Below are 19,348 nucleotides of genomic sequence, written 5' to 3'. Positions count from 1 at the left end.
GGAGTTGTCGGACAACGGGGCGTAGGCGAACCAGCCGAACGCCGCGGCGCCCTGGGGCGTGAGGAAGCCGGCGCCGGCGATGAGGCCACCGAAGAGGTAGAGCCAGTAGGCGAACATGTTGAGGCGGGGGAACGCGACGTCCGGCGCGCCGATCTGGATCGGCATGAGCGCGTTGGAGAACCCGGCGAACAGCGGCGTCGCGAACAGCAGCAGCATGATCGTGCCGTGCATGGTGAACAGCTGGTTGTACTGCTCCGGGTTGTCGACGACCTGCAGGCCCGGCGCGGCGAGCTCGGTGCGGATGAGCATCGCCATGATGCCGCCCAGCAGGAACCAGATGAACGAGGTGATGAAGTACAGGTTGCCGATCACCTTGTGGTCGGTCGTGGTCACCCACTTGACGAACGTCTGACCGGGCAGCAGCTTCGGCCTCGAGGTGACCCGTTCGCCCGTGGAGTACTCGAACTGGGTGCCGGTGGGGGTCGTCGTCGTGGCCATCAGTTGCTCCCAGATGCGTTCGGCACGAGCTTTTGGTCCGCGGGCAGAACAGGCTCACGGCTGAGGGTGTTGGCCAGCTGACCGGTCTGGCCCAGGCTCTTGAGCTTGGCCATCTCGGCGTCGAAGTCGGCTTGGGACACGATTTTGACCTTGAACAGCATCTGGGAGTGATAAGCCCCGCACAGCTCGGCGCACTTGCCCTGGAACTCGCCCTGCTGGGTCGGCACGACCTGGAAGCGGTTGGTCTTGCCGGGCAGCACGTCGAGCTTCTGGAGGAACGCCGGCACCCAGAAGGAGTGGATGACGTCGCGAGCATTGAGGATGAACTCGACGCGCTTGTTGATCGGGAGATAGAGCACCGGTTCGGCGTTCAGCGGCTCCCCCGTGTTGCGGTCGAGCGCGACTTGGACACCCGCCTCGTAGACGTTGGCGTCGACGTAGTTGAAGTCCCAGCTCCATTGCTTCGCAACCACATTCACGGTGTAGTCGGGTTTTACCGAGACGTCGAGCAGCGCGGACTCGTCGCGCGCCGTGTAGTAGAAGAGCACCGCGACCATGAACAGCGGCACCACGGTATAGAGGATCTCGATCGGCACGTTGTAGCGCAGCTGCGGCGGGAGGCCGACGTCGTCCTTCTTGCGCCGGTAGCGCACCATCACGTAGATCGTCAGGCCCCACACGATCAGGCCGACGACGAGCGCGGCGATCCAGGTGCCGACCCACAGCGACGTGACGCGGCCCGTGTTGCTGGTGACCTCACCGCCGTTGGTCCCCTGGGGCAGCCATCCACTCGATGCAGTGCCGTTGCTGGCGCAGCCACTGAGGAACATCGCGCAGGCGATCGCGAGACCGGCGATCGCGAGCCCCCGGCGCCTCATGGGCGTGAGCGGCGTGGGGTGCGAGGCCAACGAGTGCACCTTCCGGAACGAGGATGACGGTGGAGGACAAGCATGCGACAAACATCGGAAAAACACAGCCGGGTAGGGCATCGATATGTCCGCCACACTACCTCCCGGACTGCGTTCCCACACGTATGGGTGGGGCTAACGTGACGACCGTGGCGCCCTCGACATCCGACAGCCAGGGTCGGGTCTATCTCGATGCGTCGTCCGGCCCCATGCACCCCGCGGCCCGCGAGACCCTGCTATCGGCCGTCGACGTCGGATGGGCCGATCCGAGACGCCTGCACGCCGAGGGCCGGCGCGCCCGGGTCCTGCTTGACCAGGCGCGTGAGGTGGTGGCGGCGGGCCTCGGCGTCCGTCCGCCGGAGGTCAGCTTCTTGCCGGGTGGTCCGGTCGCGCTCTCGAGCGCGCTCGAGGGCATCCGGTATGCCGGCCGCCGCCGCGGAGGCCGCACAGTCGCCGGAGCGGTCGAGCACTCGGCGGTTCTGGTCCCTGCCCGTGAGATCGCCTCCCGAGAGGAGCGGACGGAGCTGCTCGACGAGGTGCGGGTCGACGATGTCGGGCGGGTGGATCTGAACGCCTGGCGCAGCGCGCTCGAGGTCTCGGGCACGGTCGTGGCGGCACTGCAGTCGGCCAACGGCGAGGTCGGGACGCGCCAGCCGCTCGCCGCGGCATACGAGGCGTGCCGACGCGCCGGCGTCCCCCTGGTGGTCGACGCGATGGCCGGGCTGGGGCGTGACCCGGTTCCCGTGGCATACGACGTCCTCGTCGGCGACGCGCGCTCCTGGGGCGGCCCGGCCGGGGTCGGTGTGCTCGTGGTGCCGGAACGCACCCGCTGGCGTCGCCCTGGGGCGGCGACGGAGGTCGAGGCCGGCCGCACCGACGTCGAGCCCGTCATCCCGCTCGCCCTCGCGGCAGCAGAGGCCTGGCAGCAGACCCAGACGTCCGGAACCGCCGTCGACGACGCCGCCGCGGCCGCCGAGCTGGTCGCACGGATCCGGGCTGCGGCGTCTAACGTCCCGGACACCGTGGTTGCCGGTGACCCGCGGGACCGGCTGCCGCACGTGATGACCTTCTCCTGCCTGTTCGTCGACGGCGAGGCGCTCGTCCACGAGCTCGACCGACGCGGTTTCGCCGTGGCTTCCGGGTCGGCCTGCACGGCGAGCACTCTCGAACCCAGCCACGTCCTCGCGGCGATGGGGACCCTGACGCACGGCAACGTCCGCGTGACCCTGCCGCTGGCGGCAACCGGGCCCGACCGGGCCGCAGGTGTGGACGCGTTCTGCGCCCAGCTGGCCGACGCGGTGGCGACCGTGCGGGCCACTCTCGGGACGCGTGACCTGTGACCCCGACACCCGAATGACCCCGACACCCGAAATCGGCCGGCCGGAGGGCCCCGCGATCCTGGACGCCCGCGGCCAGCGCTGCCCCCTCCCGGTCATCCGGCTCGGCGCGCTGCTTCGCGACCTGACGCCCGGATATGTGGTGCAGCTACTCGCCACCGACCCGGCCGCGCAGACCGATGTCCCGGCGTTCTGTCGGATGCGCGGGCACGACCTCGTCGAGGTCGTAGAGGTGCGCGTGGGCGGGAGCGAGCACACGGCATACCTCGTGCGTCGCGGCACCTGAGTGGGCTCGTCAGGCGAACGCCTCCGGCAGCGGCGCCTGCAGCGCGCTCGCGAGCCGACGCAGGTAGGCGGCTCGCGACAGCTCCGTCACGCCGAGGCTCGCGAGATGGTCCGTGCGCCACTGCACGTCGATGATCCGGCGCGGGTCACCGTCGCGGGTGACCAGGTCGTGCAGGGCGATCACGGCCGCCTTGGACGCGTCCGTCGCGCGGTGGAACATCGACTCGCCGGCGAAGAGGCCGCCGACGGCGAGCCCGTAGAGGCCGCCGACGAGGGCGCCGTCCTGGACCACCTCGACGGAGTGGGCCCACCCGAGGCGGTGCAGCTCGGAGTAGGCGCGGGTGATCTCGGGCGTGATCCACCGGCCCGCCCGGCCGGGGTCCGCGCAGCCGGCGACCACGCCGGCGAAGTCGCTGTCCACGCGGATCTCGAACCGGTGCATCGCGCGATGCATGGACCGACTCACATGCAGGTTCGCGGGGAGCAGCACGCCACGTGGGTCGGGCGACCACCATCCGAGGGGCTCGCCGCCGTAGTCCCCGAGACCCATCGGGAAGACGCCCGCGACGTATGCCTCGAGGATCGTCCCGGGGGCGAGGTCGGCCCCGACCCCCACCAGGTCCTCCCCTTGTTCGGTGCCCGCGACGGCGAACGTGTAGCGCGAACGAGGCGGAAGAGTGGGCACGTTGTCGCCTGTCGATCTAGCGGGCTGACGCGCTCAGCCGTTCGGACAGGCGACGACCGGCGCGATCGCGGCGGCGGAGTCCGGTCCATAGGAGTCGGCGATCCGGTCGAGGAACGTGACCTGTCCCAGCTGGTACTCCTGGGTGCCCACGGTCTCGATGACGTAGGTCGCGAGCATCGAGCCGAGCTGCGCGCACCGCCGCAGATCGAGCCCGCCGGACAGGCCGGTGATGAACCCGGCCCGGAACGCGTCCCCCACGCCGGTCGGATCCGCCTTGCGCACCTCGCGGGCGACCGGAACAGCGATGGTCTCCTGGCCGATCCGGTGGATGGTCACGCCGTGCGAGCCGCGGGTGATGACGCGGACGCCCACCCGCTCGAGGATCTCGTCGTGGCTCCAGCCGGTCTTCTGCTCGGTGAGGTGCCCCTCGTACTCATTGGTGAACAGGTAGGCGGCCCCGTCGACCAGCCGGCGGATCTGGTCGCCGTCGGCGAAGGCGAGCTGCTGGGAGGGATCCGCGATGAAGGGGATCCGTCGCGTTCGACACTCCTGGGTGTGGCGCAGCATGGCCTCGGGGTCGTCGGCCCCGACCAGGACGAGGTCGAGGCCGCCTACCCGGTCGGCAATGGGGCCGAGCTCGATGTTGCGAGCCTCGGACATCGCGCCGGCATAGAAGGTCGCGATCTGGGCCATGTCGTCGTCGGTCGTACAGACGAAGCGCGCGGTGTGCCTCGTCTGCGAGACGTAGACACTCAGGCAGTCGACGCCGTGCCGGGTCAGCCAGGAGTGGTAGTCGTCGAAATCCTCACCGACCGCACCGACGAGGACTGGGTGCTGGCCCAGGTTGGCCATCCCGAACGCGATGTTGGCCGCGACCCCGCCGCGCCGTATCTCCAGGTCCTCTGCGAGGAACGACAGGGAGATCTTGTCGAGCTGCTCGACCACGAGCGAGTCGGCGAACCGGCCCCGGAAGGTCATCAGGTGGTCGGTGGCAATGGACCCGGCGACCGCGATCTTCACGCGCCGAACCTACCCGACGCCAGAACGCCCGGGCGCCACCGGTTGGGGGTGGCGTTCCGGGCGTTCCGGGCGTTCGGTACGGCGTGGGGTGCGCCGGTCAGCTGAAGCTGTCCCCGCAGGCGCAGGAGCTGCCCGCGTTGGGGTTGTCGATCGTGAAGCCCTGCTTCTCGATGGTGTCGGCGAAGTCGATCGTCGCACCGATGAGGTAGGGGGCGCTCATCCGGTCGATCACCACCTCGACACCCGCGAAGTCGCGAACGAGGTCACCGTCGAGCGTGCGCTCGTCGAAGTAGAGCTGGTAGATCAGGCCGGAGCAGCCACCGGGCTGCACGCCCACGCGCAGCCGCAGGTCGTCGCGACCCTCCTGCTCGAGCAGGCTCTTGACCTTGCTGGCGGCGACATCCGTGAGGAGGACCTCGTGGGCCGCCGGGGTGTCGGTGATCGGCGCCGTGCCGGTCTGGGTCTGGTCCTGAACGCTCATCCGTGTGTCCTTCGGGTTTGCGGGAGTCGGAGTGACATCGTCAACCGCGCGGGTCCGTGATCTCTTCCCGGACTCCCCCAGTCTAAGCCCTTATGTCAGCTGCCTCACCGAGCCGGTGACCATGTCGTCGCCACCCGCGCGGCGCGTGCTTCGAGGGTTCCCGCCGCGTTCGCCAGCGCGGCGGGGAGGTCCTGCGGGCGATCGCAGACGGCATACGTCCCGGACAGCCCCGCCGTCATCGACTCGCGGCGCCCGACCCGCACCTGCCCGGCCAGGATGACCGCCGGTATGCCTGCCGCCAGCGCGAGGTCCGCCACGACCGCCGGGGCGGAGTCACGCAGGCTCCGCCAGTCGAAGGTGCCCTCCCCGGTCAGGACCAGGTCGGCGCGGGCGATCTGGCCGCCGAGACCAACGACGTCCGCCACCAGCTGGGCTCCGTCGACCCGGTGGCCACCAAGGAGGAACAGCGCATGCCCGATGCCACCGCCGGCTCCCGCTCCCGGCTCCCGGTCGAGCCGACGGGTGGTGCCCGTCAGCAGGTCGGTCCGTTCCGGCCGGACCCGGCGCAGGAGGTCGACCCAGTGCCCGAATGCCGACTCCAGCGCCTGTGCCTGTTCCGGCGTCGCACCCCGCGGCTCCGCCTCGACAGCGCTCGCGCCCTGGAGACCGAGCAAGGTCACCGTCGCCGAGGTGGCGAGCACGAGCTCGACACCCCGGAACCGGCCGACCACCTGGTCGAGGCGCTTCAGGTCGCCCACCTGGACGTCCCCCAGGCGCAGGCCGCCTCGCCCGAGAACGGTGTCGGCTCCGGCGCCGAGGGCCGCCAGCATCCCTGCTCCGGCGTCGTGGGTCGTGGTGGCGCCCAGACCCACGACGACGCGAGTCGGCGTCGTCGACAAGGCGAGGTCCAGCAGCTGTCCCAAGCCTGCCGAGGTGGTGTGGGCGGGGTCGCGTTCGTCGGGGGCGACCAGGTCGGGGCCGCACGCCTGCGACGCCTCCACGTATGCAGTCCGCGTGGCCGATGACTCGACCACCAGGACGCCGGCGGGTACGGGCCGACCCAGCGGGTCGGAGACCGTCGCGGCGAGCACCTCGCACCTCGACCGCTCGCCCGCCTGCGCCGCCACTCCCCGGGCGACCACATCGACGAACCCCGTGCCGCCGTCGGACAGCGGCACCAGGACAAGGTCGTCGTGGGGTGCGGTGAGGGCCCACCCGCGAGCCATCGCCTCGGCGGCCTCGAGCGCGGTCAGGGTGCCGGCGAACCGGGTGGGGGCCAGCACGATGCGCACGGCAACCATCCAACCCCATGGCCAAACCCCACGGTCCGTCGACGGCAAGGACGCCCACACCGAGAAGGCGAGACCGATCGGCATACGATCGTGTCGTGACCATCACCTCGACCGGGACGCATCCGCGGCCCTCGCTGATGCCGCTGCTCGTCCTCGGCCAGGGGCGCGACCTCGACTCCGAACGCGGGGTCGAGTGTCCGGGCGACCTGCCCGCCCCGTCCGACCCCGACCTGGTCGCTCGGGCCCGCGCCGCCAAGGCGGCCCTCGGCGACAGCGTCTTCGTGCTCGGCCACCACTATCAGCGCGACGAGGTCATCGAGTTCGCCGACGTGACCGGCGACAGCTTCAAGCTCGCGCAGCAGGCCGCCGCCCGGCCGGACGCGCCGCACATCGTGTTCTGCGGGGTGCACTTCATGGCCGAGTCGGCCGACATCCTCACCTCTGCCGACCAGACAGTGATCCTCCCGGACCTCGCGGCCGGCTGCTCGATGGCCGACATGGCGGGCATTGCCCAGGTCGAGGACGCGTGGGACGACCTGGTCGAGATGCTGGGCGATGACGTCGCCGCACTGATCCGCCCGGTGACCTACATGAACTCGTCCGCCGCGATCAAGGGGTTCACCGGGCGGCACGGCGGCACGATCTGCACGTCGTCCAACGCGAAGACCGCGTTGCAGTGGGCGTTCGACGAGACCGGTGGGTTGGACGCCGGAGGCAAGGTGCTCTTCCTGCCCGACCAGCACCTCGGCCGCAACACCGCGGTGCGTGACCTCGGCCTCTCCCTCGCCGACTGCGTGGTCTGGGACCCGCACAAGCCGCACGGTGGCGTCACCCGCGAGCAGCTCCAGGCGGCCCGGATGATCCTCTGGCGGGGGCACTGCTCGGTGCACGGCCGGTTCGCGGTCGAGGCGGTCGAGCAGGCGCGACGCGAGATCCCCGGTGTCAAGGTCATCGTGCACCCCGAGTGCCGCTACGAGGTGTGCGAGCTGGCCGACGAGATCGGTTCGACCGAGCGGATCATCAGGACGATCGGAGCGGCACCTGCGGGCACCTCGTGGGTGGTCGGGACCGAGCTCAACCTGGTGAACCGGTTGCGCCAGATGTTCCCCGAGCAGACCATCGCGTTCCTCGAGAAGAACGTCTGCTACTGCTCGACGATGAATCGGATCGACCTCCCCCACCTGGTCTGGGCGCTCGAGTCCCTCGTCGACGGACGCGTGGTCAACCCGATCCGCGTCGACCCCGACGTCGCACACTGGGGGCGGGTAGCGCTCGACCAGATGCTCGCCCTGCCTGGCGAGACCTCCAAGGACTGACCTCCCGCTTCCCTGCCTGAGCCTCGCGCATCCTGCACGCCTCTCCCCGGGTGTTCGCGGACCGAACTCACGTCCTTCCTGACCGAACTCCCATCTTTTCCAACCGAACTCACCCCGTCCCCGGTTCTTGGGGGCGTCAACCGCCCAAAACCCGGCAACTCGTGAGTTCGGTCGGGATGGGTGGCACGGGACACCGCCTGGCTCAGGAGGGTGATGTCCCAGGGTCGTCGCCCACGGTCAGGGAGAACCCTTGGGCCCGAAGCCGGTCCACGAGCACGTCGCCCATTGCCACGGCCGGGGTCAGCACGCCACCGCCGGCGCGCAGGCGTTCGCCGTCGAGCACCAAACTCAACGCAGCCTCACCGAGCATGACCGAGGTGGCGGCATAGCCGGGGTCGCCGTGCGCCGACACCACCGACCGCAGGCGGCGGCCGTTGTCGGTCGTGGTGCGCAGCTCGCACCGGAACCGACCAGCTGCACGGGCCTGCTCGTCCGGCCCTTCGCCGGGTGCCGGGAGCACACGGTCGGCCACCGAGCGGGTCGCGCGCGTGGACATCGCCGACATCAGGGCCCCGAGCCCGACGGTGAGGGCAGTGGCCCTCCCGCGGCCCTTCGCGCCGGTTCCGAAAGCCATCGCCTCGCGATAACGGAAGCGCGGCCCGTACGCGTGCTCGAGCAGTGAGTTGCTCCGCCGCACGACGCGGGTGTTGAACGGGGCCATCACGAACGGAGCCGTCCACTGACCGGTGCGGTCGTCCTGGAACACGCGCATCACCTCGCGCTGGTCCTTCCCGTCCGGCTCCGCAGCGCGGTCGGCGCTGAGGGCGAACGGGTCGAACACCACGCGGCGTCGGGTCGGGTCGGCCTCCAACGCCTCCAGCTGGGTGCGCATGGAGTCGATGGTGCCGCCGCTCACCCCTCCCCGGAAGCGAGTGACCAGCATTGTCGTATCCCCGAGCCCACCGGCGCCGATCTCCTGCGCGTGCCGGTGCAGCAGGTGGACCCCGAGGTCGGACGGCACCGAGTCGAACCCGCAGGACGTCACGATCCGGGCGCCCGTCCCAACGGCCGTCTCGTGGCAGCCGTCGACGAGGTCGCGGACGTAGAGCACCTCACCGGTGAGGTCGGCGTAGTGAGTTCCGGCCTCCGCACAGGCGCGCGCCAGCGGAAGGCCGAGCCGCGCATACGGGCCGACAGCGGTGACCACGACCCGTGTCGAGCGCGCGAGCTCCCCGACGCTGGCCTCGTCGAGGGAGTCGACGGTCAGCATCGGCCAGCGGGAGGCGGCCGAGGGGAGCCCGCCCCGGACCGCCCGGAGGCGTTCGGGCGAGCGGCCGGCGAGCGCCACCCGCAGGTCCAGGGGGGCATGCTCGGCGAGGTATGCCGCCAGTAGCCGGCCGACGAAGCCGGTGGCGCCGAGGACGACCAGGTCGTGCTCCCGGGTCCCCGGGGTGAGGTCAGATCCGCTCTCGGGGGGCGTCACCGGGACATCGCGCCGAGGCGGGCCAGGAGCAGGGCCTCGGCCTGGCAGACCCGCTCGAACTCGCCGAGGTGCAGCGACTCGTTGGCGCCGTGGGCCCGGGCGTCCGGGTCCTCGACACCGGTGACGAGGATTCCCGCGTCGGGGAACTTCTCGGCGAACCGCGCGACGAACGGGATCGACCCGCCTACTCCGATATCGACGGGTGCCACCCCCCAGGCGTCCGCGAAAGCGGCGCGCGCCTGGTCGTAGACCGGCCCGTCGGCATCGGCGTCGAAGCCCGGCCCCTCGTCGTCGAGGTGCACATCCATCCGGGCTCCCCACGGGAGGTTCTTCTCGAGGTGGGTCCGCAACAGCGTGAAGGCGTCCTTGATGTCCTCGTCGGGGGCGATCCGCATCGAGACCTTGGCCGCCGCGGTCGGGACGAGCGTGTTCGACGAGGTCTCCACGGACGGGGCGTTGAAGCCGATCGTCGTGATCGACGGCTTGTTCCAGAGGCGGGTGAGGATGCTCCCGGTCCCGATCAGCTCGACACCGTCGAGCAGCCCGGACTCGAGCCGCAGCCGGGCCTCGTCGTAGTCGAGCTCGGACGCCTCGCCGAACTTCAGACCGGCGACCGCGACGGTCCCGTCGGGTTCGTGCAGCGTGGCGAGGAGGCGGATCAACGTCGTGATCGCATCGGGCACCGCTCCCCCGAACATCCCCGAGTGCACCCCGTGGTCCAGGGTCGTCACAGTGACGATGACACGGATCATGCCACGCAGCGTGACCGTCAGCGCAGGTTTGCCGATGTCCCAGTTGCCAGAGTCGGCCAGCACGATGGCGTCGGCGCGCAGCCTCTCCCCGTGCCGCTCGAGGATGGTGAGCAGCGAGTCGCTGCCGATCTCCTCCTCACCCTCGACGAATACGGTGACCCCGACGGGAAGGGCGCCGGTGTGGGCGCGCAAGGCGGCGACGTGCGCCATCACGCCTGCCTTGTCGTCGGCAGCACCGCGACCGTAGAGGCGCCCACCGCGTTCGGTGGGCTCGAAGGGTGGCGAGTCCCAGTCCTCGTCGCGACCGGGCGGCTGGACGTCGTGGTGGGCGTAGAGCGTGACCGTGGGCGAGCCGGGCGGGCCGTCCACGTGGCCGACCACGGCCGGACGTCCGCCCTCACGGATGATCTCCACGTCGAGGCCCTCCGCGCGCAGGAGCGCGGCGACGGCGTTCGCGCTGTCCTCCACGTGCTGCTGGTCGAACGAGTCGAGCGACACGCTCGGGATGCGGGTCAGGGCTTCGAGGTCGGCTCGGACGCCGGGCATCAGGGCGGTCACCCGCTCCTTGATCTCGGCGATCTGGTCAGGGGTCAGGACATCCGTCGTCACGGCGGCGACTCTAGCCCGACCGGGAACGACTGGCCCCGCGCGTGTACCGAATGCGGTGCCCAGCGCATACCCTGGGGCCGTGCTGTTCACCCGGAAGAAGACCCTCAACGACGAGCTGGCCGACGCAGTCCCCCAGGACCGCCCGGGCGCGAAGAACAAGCCCACGCCGAAACGCCGCGACCAGGAGGCCGCCCGCCGCCAGCCGCTCGTGGTCACCGATCGCAAGGTCGCCAAGGACATCGAGAAGCAGAAGCGCCGCGAGGGCATGGCCAAGCAGCGGCAGGCCATGGTCACCGGTGACGACGCCAACCTCCCGGTGCGCGACAAGGGACCGCAGCGACGGTTCATCCGTGACTACGTCGACGCTCGATGGAGCGTGGGCGAGGTCGTGCTCCCGATCATGGTGCTGGTCCTCGCGCTCTCCTTCCTCAAGACCAGCTGGGCGCTGATGGCCGTGTTCGTGCTCACCTACGGCCTGATCGCTGTCGCGGTGATCGACGCCGTCCTGATGTGGCGGCGGATCAAGAGTCGGCTGATCGCGAAGTTCGGCGCGAGTGGGGTCCCGTCAGGCGTCACGATGTATGCCGTCATGCGCGCCTTCCAGCTGCGTCCGACACGGATGCCGAAGCCGCAGGTCAAGCGCGGCGACTACCCCAGCTGACGGGTCCAAGCCCCACGACATTTCCACGCCGACGTCAGACCAGGTCGGCGAACGCCGTCGGACTGCGGGTGACCGCATAGGTCGCGAAATAGAGTTTGAGCAGCTCACCGGAGTCGGCGCGTACCAGCTCCAGACGCTCGCCGCGTTCGCGACCCTCGGCCGCCCTGAACACCGTCTCCGACTCCCGGGTGAAACGGGTCTCATCGAGCGCGGTTCCGCCCGGCACCCGCATCCACAGATCGCCGCGGCGTACCTCGAGGATGAGCTCCTCCCCCTCGCTCCACCATGACCCGAGCAGCTCGTCGAGGTCCGGCCGGGGTTCTTCGGGCACCCACGGCTGCACCCGCGACGGGCGGTCGTCGAGCACCATCTCGAGCAACCGGGTCGCCAGCTGGGCAGGGAGCGCTCCGGCTGTCGTCGTCGCGACCGCGAACACTCCCGTGTGCTCCGGGCGCCGCACGCGCACCGCCGACAGGAAGCCGGGCATCGCCCCGCGGTGGCCGACGAAGATGCGCTCGCCACTGCGCAGCAGCTCCAGTCCCAGGCCGTAGCCACGCGTCCAGCCGTCGGAGTCGATGACCACCAGCGGTCGGCACATCTCGTCGAGGGTCTCAGCACGCAGGACCGCCGGGTCGGGCGCGCAGAGGAACGCGGCATACCGGGCCATGTCGTTCACCGTCGACCAGAGACCGCCCATCGGCGCCGTGGCCCCGGTGTCGAGCAACGGCTCCTGCCGCAGGGTCCCGGCGAAAGGGTCGACCTGGTAGCCGACCGCGTGGTCGGACGAGGGCACCAGCCCGGTATGCGTCATACCGAGCGGCCCGAGCACCCGGGCTCGCAGGGCCTGCTCCCACGGGCGTCCGTCCAGCTGCTCGACGACCTGGCCGAGCAGCGCGAAAGCGAGGTTGGAGTAATGGAACGCGAAGTGCCCGGGCAGTACGCGTTCGGCCTGTTCGAGTCCTGCGACCAGCTCAGCGGCGTCGGGAGTCTCCAACGTCTCCCAGAGGTGTCCCATCGGCTCCCGCTGCAGACCGGAGGAGTGGCTCAACATCTGTCGCACCGTGAGCGTGGCGTGCTGGGTGTCGGGCAGCCAGGTCCCCAACGTGGCGTCGAGGCTGAGCCGCCCCTCGTCGCGCATCTGCATGACGAGGACCGCCGTGAAGGTCTTGGTGATCGAGCCGATCATCGTCTGCGTGTCGTCCGTCGCCGGCGTCGGCGGGTCTACCCGTGCGGACCCCACGTGCGTAGACCAGACCAGCTCCCCGTCTCGGACCACGCCGGCCGACAGTCCCGTTGCGCGCCAGGCTCGTTGGGCTGCCACCGCGGCAGCCTCCAGCCGTGCCGTGAGCTTCGGGTCGAGGGCGCTCGTCATGGCGGCGAGGATACGACCCCAGCCATCGCGGGACGGACCGGTCAGGCTACCGACACTCGCTCCTCGGCGGCGCTGTCCTGCGGTGCAGCGTGCTCGTCGGGCCCGTCGGGCCCGTCGGTGGAGGACTGCGCGGTCGCCGGCATGAAGAATGCCAGCACGAGCACGACGACTGCCACCGCGGCGCCGAAGGCCATCCCCCAGCGGATCCCGGCGCTCAGCGCAGCAACCTGGTCGGTCCCGTGGGCGACGAGCGATGCCGCGCGCACCGACATGACCGTGATGACGATCGCGGTCCCCATCGCGGCGGCGACCTGCTGAAGGGTGCCCAGCACCGCGCTTCCGTGAGAGTAGAGCCGCATCGGCAAGGCTCCGAGGCCGACGGTGAAGACCGGTGTGAAGATCATCGCCAGCGCCACGCTCATCAGCACGTGCAGGCTCAGCAGCCACCAGGCAGGTGAGTCCTGGGTGATGGTCGCGAATCCGGCCAGCACCGCCACCAGGAGGGCGGAACCGGGAACGACGAGTACTCGAGCTCCGTGCTGGTCGAACAGCGACCCGACCTTGGGTCCGAGCAGCCCCATCACCAGACCGCCGGGCATGAGGAGCAGGCCGGTCATCAGCGGGCTGTAGCCGTGGACGTTCTGCAGGAACAGCGGCAGCGTGATCATGACGCCCATCAGGGCCATGAACGACAGGCACATGAGTGCGAGGGAGATGGTGAAGGTGCGCACCCGCAAGGTGCGTAGGTCGAGCAGCGGGGTCTCGCTGCGCTGCAGACGCACCTGGCGCCAACCGAACGCGGCCACGAACGCGAGGCCGACCACGATGCACGGCACGGCCGGCAGCCCCCCGGCGCTGCTGTCTGCCCCGATCTGGCTCAGCCCGTAGACGAAAACGCCGAACCCGAGCGCAGCGAGCGCCACGCTCACCAGGTCGAGCGACCCGGGCTTCGGCTCGCCGACGTCGACCAGCCAGCGCAGTCCCACGAGGAGCATCGCGCCGGCGATAGGCAGTACCACCGCGAAGATCCACCGCCAGGAGCCGAGCTGAAGCAACAGACCCGACACGGCAGGGCCGAGCGCAGGCGCGACCGCCATGGCCAGCGTGACGTTGCCCATCGTCTTTCCCCGGCGTTCCGCCGGGACGATGGTGAGCAGCGTCGTCATCAGCAGCGGCATCATCACCGCGGTGCCACTGGCCTGGACCACCCGGGCGACGAGCAGGACGGGGTAGGTCCACGACAGGGTCGCCAACACGGTCCCGGCAAGGAACAGGGAGATCGCTGTCGTGAAGGCGGCACGGGTCGTGACCCGCTGCAGGAACCAGCCGGTCATCGGGATGACCACCGCCAGGGTCAGCATGAACGCCGTCGACAGCCACTGAGCAGCCCGCGCTGTGACGTCGAACTCCGTCATCAGGCGCGGGATCGCGTTGACCATGATCGTCTCGTTGAGGATGACGACGAAGGTGGCGGCGACGAGGACCTGCAGGATGCGGTTGCCGCGGGCTTCGCTCACCGCTTCGGGCGAACCGGCCCGGTCCTCGAGGGGTCCGGACTGAGCTGTTGTTGCCTGCTGGGGCGCGGGAATGTCAGTCACGTCGGTCCTTGGCTGCGTTCGTTACTCGCGAGGTTCAGCGTCATGTGCGGTAAGACCCAGCTGTGTGCCGGAACTCATCGCGGGCCGGAGGGTCAGGCCCGAAGAACTCCCCTCGACCACCTCGAGAAAGGCTATGCGAGACCACCGACCCCCGCGCAGCCCATTTCGCCGTCCCGAACCCCGTCACTCCATCGCTTGGAGACTCATCGGGCCGTAGACGAGCTCGCCGTCCTGCTTGAGCGTGACGGCGTCGACCCCGCTGTCGAGCAGGTCGCGCCACTCCTCGCCCAGCCAGGACTCGGCATCGCTCTGGGTGGGGAACCCACCGCCGCCGCCTGGGACAACTATGCGCTGCGCGTCGAAAAGGTCCCAGGTCCAGCTTCCGCTCATGGCACGGACTCTAGACGCTGGCTCCGAGGTGACCCATGGCTGCGGGTCAGCGGGTCAGCGGGTCAGCGGGTCAGCGGGTCTGCAGGTCCACGAAGGGCGGCTTGACCACGGTCGCGGGGATCTCGCGACCGCGCACGTCCACGACGACCGCGTCGCCGACGGCGGCGCCGGTCAGGAGCGCGAGCGCGATGCCCTGCCGCAGGGTCGGCGAGAACGTCCCCGACGTCACCTCACCCATCACCTCGCCACCGGGCACGGTGGCGGACGCAGGGCTGGAGTCTGCGCCGGTATCCCCGCCGGACAGCACGGTGCAGTGCGCCCGCGGGATGCCCCGCCCGGTGACGAGCAAGCCCCAGGAGACGCGGGCCGGGCCCGCGGCCTTCTCCGCGACCAGCGCGTCACGCCCCCAGAACTGGTCCTTCTTCCACCCCACCGCCCAGCCGGCTCGCGCCTGCACCGGTGAGATGTCCAGCGAGAGGTCCTGCCCGTGCAGCGGATAACCCATCTCGGTCCGCAGGGTGTCGCGCGCACCCAGGCCACAGGGCATACCGTCATGCGCCTCCATCGCCTCGGCCAGCGCGTCCCACAACGCGGTGGTGTCCTCCCACCGCGGGACCAGCTCGTAGCCGCGCTCCCCCGTGTAACCCGTGCGGCACACCGTCAGCGGACGGCCGTGCCACTCGGTCTCCAGGAACGACATGTAGTCGTGTCCGGTCGGCAGCCCGAGCGCCTCGAGAACCTCGTCGGAGCGCGGACCCTGGACCGCGATGATCCCGTATGCCTCGTGCTGGTCGCGGACCTCGATCCCGTCCGGTGCCGCGGCGGCAAGGCGACGCACGACCTCGGCGCTGTTGGCGGCGTTCGGGATAAGGAAGACGTCCTGCTCGCCCTTGAGGTACTGGATGAGGTCGTCGACCACACCACCGGACGGGTCACAGCACAGCGTGTACTGGGCCTGGCCGGGACCGATCCGCCGCAGGTCGTTGGTGAAGCACGCGTTGACGAAGTCGACGGCGCCCTCGCCGGTGACCGACGCCTTGCCAAGGTGGCTGACGTCGAAGATACCGACCCGTTCGCGCACCGCTGTGTGCTCGGCGACGACGCCGCCACCTGGATACTCGATCGGCATGTCCCACCCGCCGAAGTCGGCCATCTTGGCCCCGAGGGCGACGTGCCGTGCGTGGAGCGGTGAGGTCTTCGGCGACGCCGAGGTGGCGGCGGTCTCGGGGCCTTCTGGGCTTGCAGTGTGTGCTGTCACCCTCGGCTCGCCGTCAGCTGCCGGACTTGCGGCGGAACATCTGCTGGGCCTTGGCGGGGCCGTGCGCCTCGTTGACCTTGGAGGCCTCCCCGTCGGCCGAGACGTCCCGGCCCGCGTGCGACTGCTTCTTGTCGAGCGCCTCGCGGAACTTGGCCTTCATCTCTTCGGACGGACCGCCCGCCTTCTTGGCCTTGCCTGACATCTCGACCGCTCCTCTCGTGCGCCGTGCGCACCCTGAGCACCCAGGTGGGCGCTGCCCGTCCATGCTGCCATCCCCAGACGAGCGGGTGCTACACGGTTGTGCTCGGCGGACACCCGATCAGCCAGCTCCGGGGCCGTTCTGACGCTCCTGACGGCGCTGCCGTGAGCTCCACTCACGCATCCGCCTGGGGTAACCGGTCAGCAGCACGTCGTAGACGGGGATGTCCAACGACCGGGCCAGCTCGAACGCCGCCTGCCGCGACCCCACCGCCCGGCGGGTCCATTCGCCGTCCGTGGCAACCAGCACGACACTCTCGGCGGAGACGTTGGTCGCGGGCTCGACATAGGCCTCCACACCACGGCGTGTCGTCGAAAAACCGCGCAGGTGGTCGAGTACGGCGAGACGATCCACCGCCATCGACGGACCGTCGGACCGTCGTGGGTCACCTGACACCTTGCTGCGAAACCTGCCCCACCAAGCCATGCCTGAGGATATCGTGCCCGGCGGTCAGGCAGGGGCGACGTGGACACCCGCGCCAGGGCACCGACGGGCCGGCCCGGTCCGCGACTGTGACCCAGCAGCTGTGGGGTCTCGTAGTCGCCACCGCTCCCGACCACGCGCTCGCCTACGTCGACGAGTATGCCGTGAGCGACCCCCTCGAGGACTTGGCGGAGAGCTTTGCGATCTGGTGCGCCATCGGCCCGTACAGCCCATTGCTCCCCGAGGGGGTCGAGGAGGACCCCTCCAACGGCGCATCGAAGCTGGCGTGGATGAACGATCCGACCAACAGCATCGCCGCCGAGCACGAGCACCGCTGCGAACGGCTCCGTACCCTCACGAAGTAAGCGGCGCGCAGGAGTGACAGGATGGTCGGGCCACGGGTCAGCATCCCGGAAAACCACCCGCTGGATGACGCGAAGGAGCGCGCTGATGTCGGCTGACGCCGGACCGACGTATGACGTCGTCGTCCTCGGTGGGGGCAGCGGCGGCTATGCCTGCGCCCTGCGGGCAGCCGAGCTGGGGCTCACCGTTGCGTTGGTCGAGAAGGGCAAGCTCGGCGGCACCTGCCTGCACCAGGGCTGCATCCCGACCAAGGCGCTGCTGCATGCGGCCGAGGTCGCGGACAGCGCCCGCGAGGGCAGCCGGTTCGGCGTGAAGACCACATTCGAGTCGGTCGACATGAGCGGGGTCAACTCCTACAAAGACGGGGTCGTCGCCCGGCTCTACACGGGGCTGCAGGGTCTGGTCTCCGCGCGCTCGATCGACTACGTCGAGGGCTCGGGCCGAGTCGTGTCGGTCGGCGCGGAGAACCAGGTGGTCGACGTCGGGGGTCGTCGGTTGACCGGCCGGCATCTCGTCCTGGCCACCGGTTCCGTCGCCCGCACCCTGCCCGGCCTCGAGATCAGCGGCCGGGTCATGACCAGTGAGCAGGCCCTGAGCCTCGACCACGTCCCGGCGCGCGTCATCGTACTGGGCGGGGGGGTCATCGGGGTGGAGTTCGCCTCGGTGTTCCGGTCGTTCGGCTCCGAGGTGACCGTCGTCGAGGCGCTGCCACGACTGGTCGCGAGCGAGGACGAGGCGGTCTCCAAACAGTTGGAGCGAGCCTTCCGCAAGCGCGGGATCACCCTGCGTACCGGCGCCAGGTTCGAGAGTGCCGAGCAGGTCGGCGACGTCGTGGCGGTGACCATCGAGGGCGGGGCGAGGCTCGAGGCCGACCTGCTGCTCGTCGCGGTGGGCCGCGGCCCGGTGACCGAGGGCCTCGGGTACGAGCAGGCAGGTGTCGTCGTAGAGCGCGGCTTCGTGCCCACCGACGAGCGGCTGCGAACCAACCTCCCGGGCGTGTATGCCGTGGGCGACATCGTGCCCGGGCTGCAGCTCGCGCACCGCGGTTTCGCTCAGGGCATCTTCGTGGCCGAGGACATCGCGGGCCTCTCGCCCGCACCGGTGGACGAGGGAGGCATACCGCGCGTCACCTACTGCGACCCCGAGATCGCGTCGGTCGGCCTCACCGAAGCCCAGGCGCGGGAACGGTTCGGCGACGTCGAGGTCGTCGAGTACAACCTCGGCGGCAACGGCAAGTCACAGATCCTGCAGACCCAGGGTTTCGTCAAACTGGTGCGGGAGAAGGACGGCCCCGTCGTCGGCGTCCACATGATCGGTGCCCGGATGGGCGAGCAGGCCGGCGAGGCCCAGCTGATCGTCGGCTGGGATGCGTTCCCCGCCGACGTCGCCGGACTCGTCCACGCCCACCCCACCCAGAACGAGGCGTTGGGTGAGGCTCACCTGGCCCTCGCCGGCAAGCCCCTGCACGCCCACGGCTGAGCAACCACCGACTGACCATTCCCCATCCCGATGACGCAGATCGCCACGACCCCAAACAGCATTACCCACGACCCTGACTGCACGACGAGGCGAGGTTCGGCCAAGATGGTGGGACGCAGCCGATCCAGACAACCGAGGAGATCCATCTCATGTCCGAACGCGTGACCATGCCGGCCCTGGGTGAGTCCGTCACCGAGGGGACGGTCACCCGCTGGCTGAAGAACGTCGGCGACGACGTCCAGGTCGACGAGCCGCTCCTCGAGGTGTCCACTGACAAGGTCGACACGGAGATTCCGTCCCCGGTGTCGGGAACGCTGCAGGAGATCCTCGTCCAGGAGGACGACACGGTCCCCGTGGGGGCCGACCTCGCGGTGATCGGCGACGGCCCCGGCGCGAGCGGTTCTGATGCGGACGGTGGTTCGGCGCAGGAGGGCACGGCGCCGAAGGAGGGTACGGATGAAGAGGTCGCTGCTCCCGAACCGGATGCTCCGGAGCCCGGCGCGCCCTCGACCGAGCAGCCGGCGGCCAAGGAGACCTCGGAGCCCGAGGCCGACCAGGCCGCGCCCAGTGACGACGCCGAGAAGTCGAACGCGTCTAGTGGCTCGGGTGGTTCGGGTGGTTCTTCCAGTGGTGGTCAGACGGTGACCATGCCAGCCCTCGGCGAGTCGGTCACCGAAGGCACCGTCACCCGCTGGCTCAAGGCAGAGGGCGACAGCGTCGAGGTGGACGAACCCCTGCTCGAGGTAAGCACCGACAAGGTGGACACCGAGATCCCCTCCCCGGCCGCAGGCATCCTGACCAAGATCCTGGTCCAGGAGGACGACACCGTCCCCGTCGGGGCCGACCTCGCGGTCATCGGCGGCGAGTCCGGTGGTTCGG

Annotated in this window: 21 protein-coding genes; 7 read left to right on the top strand and 14 right to left on the bottom strand. The window is 70.1% G+C overall.

All coding sequences use genetic code 11. The features are described from left to right. Both ABI385_RS03770 and coxB read right to left on the bottom strand, forming a co-directional pair. A partial coding sequence (locus ABI385_RS03770; protein ID WP_348102400.1) for a cbb3-type cytochrome c oxidase subunit I occupies positions 1-498 on the bottom strand: 498 nt, incomplete at its 3' end. Then, the gene (coxB, locus tag ABI385_RS03765; RefSeq protein ID WP_348102402.1) at positions 498-1,376 is read right to left on the bottom strand and encodes a cytochrome c oxidase subunit II; all 879 of its coding nucleotides are present in this window, start codon (positions 1,374-1,376) and stop codon (positions 498-500) included. The genes coxB and ABI385_RS03770, both read right to left, overlap by 1 nt. 179 nt (positions 1,377-1,555) lie before the next feature. Between coxB and ABI385_RS03760 the strand changes: the two genes are divergently transcribed. Next, complete coding sequence (locus ABI385_RS03760) at positions 1,556-2,746, top strand: aminotransferase class V-fold PLP-dependent enzyme (RefSeq protein ID WP_348102399.1); 1,191 nt, start codon at positions 1,556-1,558, stop codon at positions 2,744-2,746. Further along, positions 2,736-3,029 carry a sulfurtransferase TusA family protein gene (locus ABI385_RS03755; RefSeq protein ID WP_348102398.1) on the top strand — a complete coding sequence of 98 codons (294 nt, stop codon included), beginning with the start codon at positions 2,736-2,738 and terminating at the stop codon, positions 3,027-3,029. Before ABI385_RS03760 ends, ABI385_RS03755 begins: the two co-directional genes overlap by 11 nt. Before the next feature lie 9 nt (positions 3,030-3,038). Here ABI385_RS03755 and aat read toward each other — a convergent pair whose 3' ends face one another. From aat to ABI385_RS03735, 4 genes are all read right to left on the bottom strand, one after another. Then, entirely contained in the window at positions 3,039-3,713 is a 675-nt protein-coding gene (gene aat / locus ABI385_RS03750) for a leucyl/phenylalanyl-tRNA--protein transferase (RefSeq protein WP_348102397.1), read from the bottom strand. Between the two features lie 33 nt (positions 3,714-3,746). After that, the gene (locus ABI385_RS03745; RefSeq protein WP_348102396.1) at positions 3,747-4,733 is read right to left on the bottom strand and encodes a carbohydrate kinase family protein; all 987 of its coding nucleotides are present in this window, start codon (positions 4,731-4,733) and stop codon (positions 3,747-3,749) included. Between the two features lie 97 nt (positions 4,734-4,830). Then, entirely contained in the window at positions 4,831-5,214 is a 384-nt protein-coding gene (erpA, locus tag ABI385_RS03740; RefSeq protein ID WP_348102395.1) for an iron-sulfur cluster insertion protein ErpA, read from the bottom strand. A gap of 104 nt (positions 5,215-5,318) precedes the next feature. Further along, positions 5,319-6,515, bottom strand: coding sequence for a glycerate kinase (locus tag ABI385_RS03735; RefSeq protein WP_348102394.1), 1,197 nt, complete (start codon positions 6,513-6,515; stop codon positions 5,319-5,321). Between the two features lie 128 nt (positions 6,516-6,643). Here ABI385_RS03735 and nadA point away from each other — a divergent pair, with 128 nt between their 5' ends. Beyond that, positions 6,644-7,822: a quinolinate synthase NadA gene (gene nadA, locus ABI385_RS03730; RefSeq protein WP_407068218.1), complete on the top strand. Its 1,179-nt coding sequence runs from the start codon at positions 6,644-6,646 to the stop codon at positions 7,820-7,822. Between the two features lie 202 nt (positions 7,823-8,024). On the opposite strand, the gene ABI385_RS03725 is transcribed toward nadA, so the two are convergent. Beyond that, a complete protein-coding gene (locus tag ABI385_RS03725; protein WP_348102393.1) occupies positions 8,025-9,305 on the bottom strand; it encodes a saccharopine dehydrogenase NADP-binding domain-containing protein in 1,281 nt (426 codons plus the stop codon). Continuing rightward, positions 9,302-10,666: a dipeptidase gene (locus ABI385_RS03720; protein ID WP_348102392.1), complete on the bottom strand. Its 1,365-nt coding sequence runs from the start codon at positions 10,664-10,666 to the stop codon at positions 9,302-9,304. The genes ABI385_RS03725 and ABI385_RS03720 overlap by 4 nt, the downstream gene beginning before the upstream one ends. 79 nt (positions 10,667-10,745) lie before the next feature. Here ABI385_RS03720 and ABI385_RS03715 point away from each other — a divergent pair, with 79 nt between their 5' ends. Further along, on the top strand, positions 10,746-11,327 hold the full coding sequence (locus ABI385_RS03715; RefSeq protein ID WP_348102391.1) for a DUF3043 domain-containing protein: 582 nt from the start codon (positions 10,746-10,748) through the stop codon (positions 11,325-11,327). A gap of 34 nt (positions 11,328-11,361) precedes the next feature. Here the strand turns inward: ABI385_RS03715 and ABI385_RS03710 are convergent, their stop codons facing one another. The 6 genes from ABI385_RS03710 to ABI385_RS03685 all read right to left on the bottom strand — a co-directional run bounded on the left by ABI385_RS03710 (position 11,362) and on the right by ABI385_RS03685 (position 16,564). Then, on the bottom strand, positions 11,362-12,699 hold the full coding sequence (locus ABI385_RS03710) for a serine hydrolase domain-containing protein (RefSeq protein WP_348102390.1): 1,338 nt from the start codon (positions 12,697-12,699) through the stop codon (positions 11,362-11,364). Positions 12,700-12,740: 41 nt separating this feature from the next. Further along, the gene (locus ABI385_RS03705) at positions 12,741-14,297 is read right to left on the bottom strand and encodes an MDR family MFS transporter (RefSeq protein ID WP_348102389.1); all 1,557 of its coding nucleotides are present in this window, start codon (positions 14,295-14,297) and stop codon (positions 12,741-12,743) included. Between the two features lie 183 nt (positions 14,298-14,480). Continuing rightward, positions 14,481-14,687 carry a hypothetical protein gene (locus tag ABI385_RS03700; RefSeq protein ID WP_348102388.1) on the bottom strand — a complete coding sequence of 69 codons (207 nt, stop codon included), beginning with the start codon at positions 14,685-14,687 and terminating at the stop codon, positions 14,481-14,483. A 70-nt stretch (positions 14,688-14,757) separates the two neighbouring features. After that, the gene (gcvT, locus tag ABI385_RS03695; protein ID WP_407068217.1) at positions 14,758-15,840 is read right to left on the bottom strand and encodes a glycine cleavage system aminomethyltransferase GcvT; all 1,083 of its coding nucleotides are present in this window, start codon (positions 15,838-15,840) and stop codon (positions 14,758-14,760) included. A gap of 118 nt (positions 15,841-15,958) precedes the next feature. Continuing rightward, positions 15,959-16,147: a DUF5302 domain-containing protein gene (locus tag ABI385_RS03690; RefSeq protein WP_348102386.1), complete on the bottom strand. Its 189-nt coding sequence runs from the start codon at positions 16,145-16,147 to the stop codon at positions 15,959-15,961. 117 nt (positions 16,148-16,264) lie between these two features. Next, on the bottom strand, positions 16,265-16,564 hold the full coding sequence (locus ABI385_RS03685; RefSeq protein ID WP_348102385.1) for a hypothetical protein: 300 nt from the start codon (positions 16,562-16,564) through the stop codon (positions 16,265-16,267). Between the two features lie 152 nt (positions 16,565-16,716). Here ABI385_RS03685 and ABI385_RS03680 point away from each other — a divergent pair, with 152 nt between their 5' ends. From ABI385_RS03680 to ABI385_RS03670, 3 genes are all read left to right on the top strand, one after another. Beyond that, positions 16,717-16,992: a hypothetical protein gene (locus ABI385_RS03680; RefSeq protein WP_348102384.1), complete on the top strand. Its 276-nt coding sequence runs from the start codon at positions 16,717-16,719 to the stop codon at positions 16,990-16,992. A gap of 85 nt (positions 16,993-17,077) precedes the next feature. Continuing rightward, complete coding sequence (lpdA, locus tag ABI385_RS03675) at positions 17,078-18,469, top strand: dihydrolipoyl dehydrogenase (RefSeq protein ID WP_348102383.1); 1,392 nt, start codon at positions 17,078-17,080, stop codon at positions 18,467-18,469. Between the two features lie 149 nt (positions 18,470-18,618). Beyond that, positions 18,619-19,348, top strand: a 730-nt coding sequence (locus ABI385_RS03670; RefSeq protein ID WP_348102382.1) for a biotin/lipoyl-containing protein, incomplete at its 3' end; no start/stop codon positions are given.

The sequence above is a fragment of the Lapillicoccus sp. genome (assembly GCF_039935575.1).
Taxonomy (GTDB): Bacteria; Actinomycetota; Actinomycetes; order Actinomycetales; family Dermatophilaceae; genus Lapillicoccus.
The sequence above is the reverse complement of the archived record's forward strand: the minus strand, read 5'-3'. Positions and strand labels throughout refer to the sequence as shown.

What these genes read in the sequence shown, in the direction of transcription:
- coxB (WP_348102402.1), bottom strand. Translation starts at nt 1,376, where the DNA reads ATGAGGCGCCGGGGGCTCGCGATCGCCGGTCTCGCGATCGCCTGCGCG.
- erpA (WP_348102395.1), bottom strand. Translation starts at nt 5,214, where the DNA reads ATGAGCGTTCAGGACCAGACCCAGACCGGCACGGCGCCGATCACCGAC.
- ABI385_RS03735 (WP_348102394.1), bottom strand. Translation starts at nt 6,515, where the DNA reads ATGGTTGCCGTGCGCATCGTGCTGGCCCCCACCCGGTTCGCCGGCACC.
- nadA (WP_407068218.1), top strand. Translation starts at nt 6,644, where the DNA reads ATGCCGCTGCTCGTCCTCGGCCAGGGGCGCGACCTCGACTCCGAACGC.
- ABI385_RS03710 (WP_348102390.1), bottom strand. Translation starts at nt 12,699, where the DNA reads ATGACGAGCGCCCTCGACCCGAAGCTCACGGCACGGCTGGAGGCTGCC.
- ABI385_RS03700 (WP_348102388.1), bottom strand. Translation starts at nt 14,687, where the DNA reads ATGAGCGGAAGCTGGACCTGGGACCTTTTCGACGCGCAGCGCATAGTT.
- gcvT (WP_407068217.1), bottom strand. Translation starts at nt 15,840, where the DNA reads ATGGCCGACTTCGGCGGGTGGGACATGCCGATCGAGTATCCAGGTGGC.
- ABI385_RS03690 (WP_348102386.1), bottom strand. Translation starts at nt 16,147, where the DNA reads ATGTCAGGCAAGGCCAAGAAGGCGGGCGGTCCGTCCGAAGAGATGAAG.
- ABI385_RS03685 (WP_348102385.1), bottom strand. Translation starts at nt 16,564, where the DNA reads ATGGCGGTGGATCGTCTCGCCGTACTCGACCACCTGCGCGGTTTTTCG.
- lpdA (WP_348102383.1), top strand. Translation starts at nt 17,078, where the DNA reads ATGTCGGCTGACGCCGGACCGACGTATGACGTCGTCGTCCTCGGTGGG.